Raw genomic sequence first — 8,535 nt, forward strand, 5'->3', positions numbered from 1 at the left:
CCGCGAGGTTCTCACCGTCAGCCAGCTCAACGGCCGCGCCCGTGTGCTGCTGGAAGACGTGTTCCGCAGCGTCTGGGTGGAAGGCGAGATATCCAACCTCGCCCGCCCGGCCTCCGGCCACATGTACTTCACCCTCAAAGACAGCGGCGCCCAGGTGCGCTGCGCGCTGTTCCGGCAGAACGCCACACGTGTCCGCCAGGCCCTGCGCGATGGCCTGGCAGTGCGTGTGCGCGGCAAGGTCTCGCTGTTCGAAGGCCGTGGCGACTACCAGCTGATTCTCGACACCGTCGAACCGGCCGGTGACGGCGCTCTGCGCCTGGCCTTCGAGGCACTGAAGGAAAAGCTCGGCGCCGAGGGCCTGTTCAGCGCCGAACGCAAAAAGCCGCTGCCCGCCCACCCGCAGCGCATCGGCATCATCAGTTCGCCCACCGGCGCGGTCATCCGCGACATCATCAGCGTGTTCGGCCGCCGCGCCCCGCAGGTCGAACTGAACCTGATCCCAACAGCAGTACAGGGCCGCGAAGCCATTGCGCAGATCGTGCGCGCCATCCGCCTGGCCGACAGCCTCGGTTTCGATGCCCTGATCCTGGCCCGTGGCGGCGGGTCGCTGGAAGACCTGTGGTGCTTCAACGAAGAAGCCGTGGCGCGTGCAATAGCGGCCTGCGTCACGCCGATCGTCAGCGCCGTGGGCCATGAGACCGACGTGTCGATCAGCGACTTTGTCGCCGATGTGCGCGCCCCTACGCCCTCTGCCGCCGCCGAGCTGCTGGCACCCGACAGCAGCGGGCTGCAGCAGCGCCTTGAAGGGTTGCAGCGGCGCCTGCTGCTGCGCATGCAGAACCGCCTGGCCCACGACCGCCTGCGCCTGGAATCGCTGACCCGGCGCCTGCGCCACCCCGGCGAGCGCTTGCGCCAGCAGGCACAGCGCCTGGACGACCTGGACATGCGCATGCGCCGCGCCTTCCTGCAGAGCCTCAACCAGCGCCGCGAACGCCTGGCGCGCCTCGACACACGCCTGGCCGCGCAGCATCCGGGGCGTACGCTGAAACTGCTCAGCCAACGCCTGGACAGCCTCGCCGAGCGGCTGCCGCGGGCCATGCGCGAGGTGCTCAAGGACCGCCGCCAGCGCTTTCAGGCGCAGTTGCAGACGCTGCAGGTGGTCAGCCCGCTGGCGACCCTGGCACGCGGCTACAGCATCCTTCTCGATGAGCGTGGCCAGGCCATCCGCAGTGCCGAGCAAACCCGCAACGGCCAGCGCCTGACTGCCCGCCTGAATGAGGGCGAATTGCAGGTGCGGGTCGAGGACAACCACCTGACTCCGGTCACCCTTTCCCTACTGGACTGACACATGCCCCGCCTGTTCGCCCCTCTGCTTGCCCTATCCCTGTTGTTGCTGGCCGGCGGTGCCCAGGCCAGCTACATCACCCGCACCCTGAACAAGCCTGTCCCGGGCGGCGTTGCCGTGGTCGATCTGGGCCGGGCGGCCACGGCGCCGAGCGCACGCTTCGACGGCAAACCGGTGCTGGTGGTGAAAGAGCAGGACAACTGGCTGGCCATCGTCGGCATTCCGCTGACGCAAAAGCCCGGCCCGGCCCTGCTGACGCAGGGCGGGCGCAGCCTGCCGTTCAGCGTGGGCAACAAGAAGTACCCCGAGCAGCACATCACCCTGAAGAACAAGCGCCAGGTCAACCCCAACCCCGCCGACCTCAAGCGCATCGACCGTGAACTGGCCGAGCAGATCAAGGCCTACCGCAGCTTCAGCCCGAACCTGCCGAGCAACCTGGTCCTCGACAAGCCCGTCAGCGGCCCGCTGTCGAGCAAGTTCGGCGTACGCCGCTTCTTCAACGGTGAAGAGCGCAACCCGCATGCCGGGCTCGATTTCGCGGTGCCTGCTGGCACGCCGATCAAGACACCGGCCAATGGCAAGGTGATCCTGGTGGGTGATTATTTCTTCAACGGCCGCACGGTGTTCGTCGACCATGGGCAGGGCTTCATCAGCATGTTCTGCCACATGTCGAAGATTGATGTGAACGTGGGGCAGCAACTGCGTCGCGGCGATGTGGTGGGCAGGGTTGGCTCGACCGGGCGGGCGACCGGGCCGCACATGCACTGGAATGTCAGCCTGAATGATGCGCGGGTGGACCCGGCCATCTTCATTGGTGCGTTCCAGCCCTGATACCGTAGCGCCTTCATCGCCGGCAAGCCGGCTGCCAACCCCTTCCGGGAGCTGGCTTGCCGGCGAAGAGGCCAGCACCCTCGCCTCCGTTAGCTTGATTTGCGCAATCAAAAAATACAGCGCAATAAGCTCGAATCCCGAGATAAATAACAGCCATAAAATCTCGCCATTTAGCTTTTTTTAAGCATTTATCTCAATTTTTCGCCAGCGCTTGCCATCCCTCACCCCACTGGTTAGGGTTGAAGGCATGAAAACCTTCAGCACCCTCATCCTGCTCCGACAACATCGCAGCCTCTGCCTGGTCAGCGCCCGACTACCAGGCTGATCGCGTCGCCTCGCCTCTTCATCTCGTTATCGCTCGGCAGGCCCGATCTCGGCCGCACACAAAAGGATTGCTTCCATGACCATGCTCAAAGACCCTTCGAAGAAGTACCGCGCCTTCCCGACCATCGACCTGCCAGACCGTACCTGGCCGTCGAAGACCATCACCGAAGCGCCGATCTGGTGCAGCTCGGACCTGCGTGATGGCAACCAGTCGCTGATCGAGCCGATGGACTCGGAGAAGAAGCTGCGGTTCTGGAAGACCTTGGTGCAGGTTGGCGTGAAGGAAATCGAAGCCTCGTTCCCGTCCGCCTCGCAGACCGATTTCGACTTCGTGCGCACCTTGATCGAAGATGGTCACATCCCGGATGACACCACCATCCAGGTGCTCACCCAGGCCCGTGAAGACCTGATCGCGCGCACCTTCGAATCACTGCGCGGGGCCAAGAAGGCCATCGTCCACCTGTACAACGCCACCAGCCCGTCGTTCCGCCGCATCGTCTTCAACCAGGACAAGCAAGGCGTGAAAGACATCGCGGTGAACGCGGCCAAGCTGTTCGTCAAGTACGCCGCCCAGCAGCCGGAAACCCAGTGGACGTTCCAGTACTCGCCGGAAACCTTCAGCGCCACTGAGCTTGAGTTCGCCAAGGAAGTCTGCGACGCGGTCATCGAAGTGTGGAACCCGACGCCTGAGCACAAGGTCATCCTCAACCTGCCGGCCACCGTGGAAGTTGCCACGCCGAACATCTACGCCGACCAGATCGAGTGGTTCTGCCGCAACATCAGCCGCCGCGACAGCGTGATCATCAGCCTGCACTGCCACAACGACCGTGGCACCGGCATTGCTGCCACCGAGTTGGGCCTGATGGCCGGCGCCGACCGTGCCGAAGGCTGCCTGTTCGGCAATGGCGAGCGCACCGGCAACGTCGACCTGGTGACCTTGGCGCTGAACCTCTACACCCAGGGCATCGACCCGCAACTGGACTTCTCCGACATCGACGGCGTGCGCAAAGTGGTCGAAGAGTGCAACCAGCTGCCGGTACACCCGCGGCACCCGTATGTCGGCGACCTGGTCCACACCGCGTTCTCCGGCTCGCACCAGGACGCCATCCGCAAGGGCTTCGCCAAGCAGCAGGACGGTGAGCTGTGGGAAGTGCCGTACCTGCCGATCGACCCGGCCGACATCGGCCGCAGCTACGAGGCGGTTATCCGCGTCAACAGCCAGTCGGGCAAAGGCGGCATCACCTACCTGCTCGAGCAGGAATACGGCATCAGCCTGCCGCGCCGCATGCAGATCGAATTCAGCCAGGTGGTACAGGGTGAAACCGACCGCCTTGGCCTGGAAATGACCGCGCAGCAGATCTACAGCCTGTTGCACAAGGAATACCTCCAGGCCAACAGCCCGTATGCGCTGGTCAGCCACCGCCTGCAGGAAGAAAACGGCCACAGCGCCGTGGAAGTGGAAGTCGCCGGTGAAGGCGAAACTACCCTGCACTGGCGCGGCAAGGGCAATGGCGCCCTCGAAGCCCTGGTAGCCGGCCTGCCGGTTGCGGTGGAGATCATGGACTACAACGAGCACGCCATCGGTGCCGGCACCAATGCCAAGGCCGCGGCCTACATCGAACTGCGCGTGGCCGGTGGCCGCCCGGTGCACGGCGTGGGTATCGATGAGAACATCACCACGGCCAGCTTCAAGGCACTGTTCAGCGCGCTGAACCGCTCGCTGAGCCAGCAAGAGGCCAAGGCCGCGTAACTTGCCCCCCCAAAAAAGCCCGCATCTTTGATGCGGGCTTTTTTTTACCCTGGATTCACCAGTTGGACTGTCAGCCAGCTTAAACAACAGTTTAAGAAAAATCAGGCCCGTCAGTCAGTATGAGGACTACCCATTTTCACTTTCAACGAAGCGACTGCCATAGGTGCGAGCCCTAACCCTACGGGCACAATACCCGCAAGTATGGCTACAGCACTGCCAAAAGAACTGCTTATCAACCCTGCCAATGGGACAGAAAGCAGCATCGAAACTTTGAAGAGTGCACTGGTAATTCCGGTGACTCTGCCAAGCAAAGCCGCGGGTACCAGCGCCTGTCTCAATGTCCAAGCTGTAATGATCACATAGGCCCCAAAGAAGCCCACGAAAAAGGCTGACACATAGTAAGACTCAACCGTTCCTAGTCCAAGTGGCGACACCCCTGATGCAGCCATTCCAGCACTGCATGTACACACAGCAATGCGGGTATTTAATGCACGCATCATCCTCGGTGCGACTAATCCGGAAAAAATGGAACCCAAAGCATATGAAACCAAAAGGAATGGTGTTTCGCTGATATTGAATACCCCACTGTCCGCAGCACTCAGGAGCACGAAAAAAAGATAAATAGCTGTGAAGGCATTATTGCCCACGACGATATAAACAACATGCACCAGCGGCTTGTTTTGCACAAGCGCCCTATAGCTGGAGATAAAGGAAGTGGGGACAACCGGGGCGATGCGAGGCGGGAGTTCCAAAGAGGAGTAGCGATACAGAAAACTTGAAAGCAAAAAACAAATGGAAGCACCATAAAATACTACCACCGGATTTTGCAACATCAAAAAATATGAGACGGCGACGGGCGATAGGATGAGCGCACAGTGCTCGACGATAAGTAATCCTGCATTCATGCGCGGGAGTAAATCTTTATGGAGGATACGGGGTATCAGGCAAGCACGAAGATTGCTGAGTATATATATCCCGATGGAAATCACACTTAATAGAACAAACGTCTCTAACAACGTCCATCCCCCTCGCCGAATCGCATACAACGCCACATGACAGCATAGCCCCAGCGCGACCAAGAAACCTAAGGCTCGCGAGCGAACTCCATCCACAAGTCTCCCAGCCCAATAACCAAAGGCAACTGGACCTAAATAAACGGTCGCTCTTAGCAGCGCTGAGAAAACTTCATCCCCCGACCCACTTAGCATGCTTAGCGGTACGTAGATAAAAATCACCTGCGCTGCACACGCCTCGACAAAGAAAGCAAGAAGCAGACATGTTATTGCCTTTGATTGATTGTTCATAATTAACTAGTTACACATCAATCAACGAAGCGTAAATTGCGGCCAATCTACCGTCAACCAGCAGATTAGGTTGAATTGTCACCTGACAGTGACAATTTTATCTATGGAAGATCAAATGTAAAAAAACCATACAGGGCATTGAGTTTTTCACCAAGTGCGACTAAGACTGAATCAGCAACTCATCCACAACAACAAAAAACGGAGTTTGTGATGTCAAGAAAAAAAACTGTAGGAAGTTTCCGAAAACTATTATTCAACGGCAGGCTCGACCTGATTCTGGAGGCCCACAATGGGCTCTCCGCTAGAATAGTCGAGGAGACGGGCTATCCAGCTATTTGGGCGTCGGGACTCGCTATTTCCTCAGCGATGGGGCTTCGCGATTGCAATGAGGCATCATGGAGTCAGGTCATGGAGGTCGCTCAATGCATAGCTGACGCAGTAAATATCCCTGTTCTTTTCGACGGAGATTCAGGCTTCGGGAATTTCAATAATGTAAGGCACATAGTTAAGCGCCTGTCGCACTATGGGATAGCTGGAGTTTCTTTAGAAGACAAACAGTTTCCTAAAATGAACTCGTTCGTCAGCCATGAGCACGCACTTAGTAGCGTGGATGAATTTTGCGGAAAGATTAAAGCTGCGCAGGATTCGAAACGGGACGATGACTTTATTGTTATTGCTCGTACAGAAGCATTGGTAGCCGGAATGAGTGTCCAGGCGGCTTTGAAACGAGCGGAGCAGTACTACGAAGCAGGTGCCGATGGAATTTTTATACACTCCAAAGAGACAGACGGATTCGACATATTGGAATTCAGTAAGTGCTGGGCAGGACGCTGCCCTTTGATAGTTGCCCCAACAACCTATAAAAACGTGTCGACGGAGCTACTACAGGAAGTTGGGGTCTCGGTGTATATATGTGCAAACCAAATGATGCGGGCCTCATTGCTTGCAATGCGAAATGCAGCAGCACAAATTCAGGCAGACAATAGCATCTGCAACATCGACAATAACATCTGTTCGCTCTCCGAAGTATTTCAACTTTTGAACTACGACGAACTAAAGGATGCGGAGCTGATTTATGCTCGACAAGAAAGCTAGCATGCGGGCTGCCTGCCACATGCTCAAAACAATCATGCTTGAATGTAAAGAAGTAAAGCTTAGCAACGGCGAGACACTCTTGGAGCACTCGCTTTGGAGTGCTCACCAAGCATTGACTGAGGGCTGTGCGGAAGAAGTGATTGTCGCAGCGTTGTTCCACGACATTGGCCATTTCCTATGCAACAGTGACCCGGAAATGACTCCATATGAAAAGGACTGCCAGCATGCTGATCTGGGTGCCCAATGGCTAAACCGATGGTTCCCTCAGTCAGTCTGCATCCCCATTCAACTCCATATCGATGCAAAGCGATACTTAATCACCGTTAATGAAAACTACAACGATCAACTGAGCTCGGGATCACTGTCAAGCTTACTTAACCAAGGGGGACGTATGACAAGCGAAGAAATCTTGGCGTTTCAAAACCAGCCATACCACCATGACGCGCTATCCATCCGAAAATTTGATGACACGCCGTATGACAATGGATTCGTGAATGCGTATTCAAGGTATGAAAAAATCATCATGGCCGTAATGAGGTGATGAATGAAAAGGACAATATTGGATGCTCATGTGCATCTGCTCATGTGGAAGCAGCAAGCAGAGCCGGATTGGAACTCAGTGAGCCAGACGCTGAAAGTAGCAAACTTTAATGAACTCGATGCAATCTGCATCACCGAACACATCGAAGCTGATGCTTACGAAAAACTGATGCTGGGTCTATTCTGCAGCAATCGCCTCGGTGGTAGCACGCAGGGAGATGGCTCAGTTATCTGTAACGGTGTCCTTGTGTTACCCGGTGCAGAGCTACATCTCGCGAACAATATGAACATTGGCGTGCATGCTGACCTGGAAACACTGCTGAGTCTTGATCGACGAGCGAGCGCGTATACCCTGGATACGCTTCATGGACTGCTAGAGAAGCGAGGCAGACCTTTTAAACTAGTAGCGCACCATATTTTTTGGCCAGGTAAGACATGCTCAGATCTTGAAGCTTTAAAACGCTGCATAAACGCGATCGAGGTCCCGGCCAAAGACCTCACTAACATACATAAATACTTGACATTAGCATCGACATTAAATCTCGACACTACAGGAGGGTCTGATTCTCACTCATTCATATCCATAGGCGCTTGTAAAACACTTATAAATGAAGATAACACGCACAGTCCACTCACCCTGAAAAAATGGCTGCACAGCCATCACACAACGCACGAACCGGATCGCGACTCATTGCGTTTAACTGCTTTGGCTAGGATCCATCGCCAAACCGACACAGAGAGAAGGGAACCATGAACAACAAAATAACGTATCCGCTCCATGAAGCCCACATTCCAAGCGACTACCTGAAGCCCGATGCTGCGCTCCCGATTTCTTTCTGGAGCCAGTCCGCCATGATGCGTCCCGACAGCAAAGTCGAAAAGGTTTACCTCTACCCCAAGCCTGTGGATTTTCGAAAATCCATCGACGGCCTCACCGCCCTGGTCGAGCTGGACATCAAAGTCGCCGTGTTCGACCCCGTACTTTTCGTCTTCCTCAATAAAGCCCGTAACCGCATCAAGGTGTTGTACTGGGAGCGCAACGGCTTCTGCCTTTGGCTCAAGCGCCTCGAAGCCGAACGTTTCAAAACTTCCCCCGACGCCACCGACGAAGCCATCGTCCTGACCGTCCAGGAACTTAACTGGTTACTCGACGGCTTCGACCTCTGGCGCAACCGTCCACATCAGGTTCTGACACCCCGTTTCGTTGCCTGACCCGGTATAATCCGGGGCATGATTTCCTTGCCCGACAACCTTCCAGACGATCCCGTACTACTCAAGCAGATGTTGCTTGAGGCCTACGAAGCACGCTTGCGCGAGCAGGAAGTCAACGAAGCCTATGCCACCCA

The 8,535-nt window shown here is 56.5% G+C and carries 8 protein-coding genes; 7 read left to right on the forward strand and 1 reads right to left on the reverse strand.

Features of this window, described 5'->3' with window-relative positions:
- The 3 genes from xseA to leuA form a co-directional block, all read left to right on the forward strand.
- Positions 1-1,345, forward strand: a 1,345-nt coding sequence (gene xseA / locus BLX42_RS25840; RefSeq protein ID WP_161872943.1) for an exodeoxyribonuclease VII large subunit, incomplete at its 5' end; no start/stop codon positions are given.
- Positions 1,346-1,348: 3 nt separating this feature from the next.
- Entirely contained in the window at positions 1,349-2,176 is an 828-nt protein-coding gene (locus BLX42_RS25845; RefSeq protein WP_161872944.1) for a peptidoglycan DD-metalloendopeptidase family protein, read from the forward strand.
- Positions 2,177-2,576: 400 nt separating this feature from the next.
- Complete coding sequence (gene leuA / locus BLX42_RS25850; RefSeq protein WP_161872945.1) at positions 2,577-4,250, forward strand: 2-isopropylmalate synthase; 1,674 nt, start codon at positions 2,577-2,579, stop codon at positions 4,248-4,250.
- Between the two features lie 110 nt (positions 4,251-4,360).
- Here the strand turns inward: leuA and BLX42_RS25855 are convergent, their stop codons facing one another.
- Entirely contained in the window at positions 4,361-5,554 is a 1,194-nt protein-coding gene (locus BLX42_RS25855) for an MFS transporter (RefSeq protein WP_161872946.1), read from the reverse strand.
- 210 nt (positions 5,555-5,764) lie between these two features.
- Between BLX42_RS25855 and aepX the strand changes: the two genes are divergently transcribed.
- Genes aepX through tnpB form a run of 4 tightly spaced genes read left to right on the forward strand, consistent with a single transcriptional unit; the run spans position 5,765 to position 8,401 of the window.
- Positions 5,765-6,649 (forward strand): phosphoenolpyruvate mutase, encoded by an 885-nt coding sequence (aepX, locus tag BLX42_RS25860; protein ID WP_161872947.1) that lies wholly within the window; start codon positions 5,765-5,767, stop codon positions 6,647-6,649.
- A complete protein-coding gene (locus BLX42_RS25865) occupies positions 6,630-7,190 on the forward strand; it encodes an HD domain-containing protein (RefSeq protein ID WP_125924463.1) in 561 nt (186 codons plus the stop codon). Before aepX ends, BLX42_RS25865 begins: the two co-directional genes overlap by 20 nt.
- A 3-nt stretch (positions 7,191-7,193) precedes the next feature.
- On the forward strand, positions 7,194-7,943 hold the full coding sequence (locus BLX42_RS25870; RefSeq protein WP_125924462.1) for a PHP-associated domain-containing protein: 750 nt from the start codon (positions 7,194-7,196) through the stop codon (positions 7,941-7,943).
- Positions 7,940-8,401 carry an IS66 family insertion sequence element accessory protein TnpB gene (tnpB, locus tag BLX42_RS25875; protein ID WP_256672118.1) on the forward strand — a complete coding sequence of 154 codons (462 nt, stop codon included), beginning with the start codon at positions 7,940-7,942 and terminating at the stop codon, positions 8,399-8,401. Before BLX42_RS25870 ends, tnpB begins: the two co-directional genes overlap by 4 nt.
- Positions 8,402-8,535 lie beyond the last annotated feature (134 nt).

Origin of the sequence: Pseudomonas sp. SG-MS2, from assembly GCF_009933855.1 — a bacterium.
GTDB classification, from domain to species: domain Bacteria; phylum Pseudomonadota; class Gammaproteobacteria; order Pseudomonadales; family Pseudomonadaceae; genus Aquipseudomonas; species Aquipseudomonas putida_E.

Excerpts from the sequence above, each read along its gene's own strand:
- BLX42_RS25845 (WP_161872944.1), top strand. The coding sequence starts at position 1,349 with ATGCCCCGCCTGTTCGCCCCTCTGCTTGCCCTATCCCTGTTGTTGCTG.
- leuA (WP_161872945.1), top strand. The coding sequence starts at position 2,577 with ATGACCATGCTCAAAGACCCTTCGAAGAAGTACCGCGCCTTCCCGACC.
- BLX42_RS25855 (WP_161872946.1), bottom strand. The coding sequence starts at position 5,554 with ATGAACAATCAATCAAAGGCAATAACATGTCTGCTTCTTGCTTTCTTT.
- aepX (WP_161872947.1), top strand. The coding sequence starts at position 5,765 with ATGTCAAGAAAAAAAACTGTAGGAAGTTTCCGAAAACTATTATTCAAC.
- BLX42_RS25865 (WP_125924463.1), top strand. The coding sequence starts at position 6,630 with ATGCTCGACAAGAAAGCTAGCATGCGGGCTGCCTGCCACATGCTCAAA.
- BLX42_RS25870 (WP_125924462.1), top strand. The coding sequence starts at position 7,194 with ATGAAAAGGACAATATTGGATGCTCATGTGCATCTGCTCATGTGGAAG.
- tnpB (WP_256672118.1), top strand. The coding sequence starts at position 7,940 with ATGAACAACAAAATAACGTATCCGCTCCATGAAGCCCACATTCCAAGC.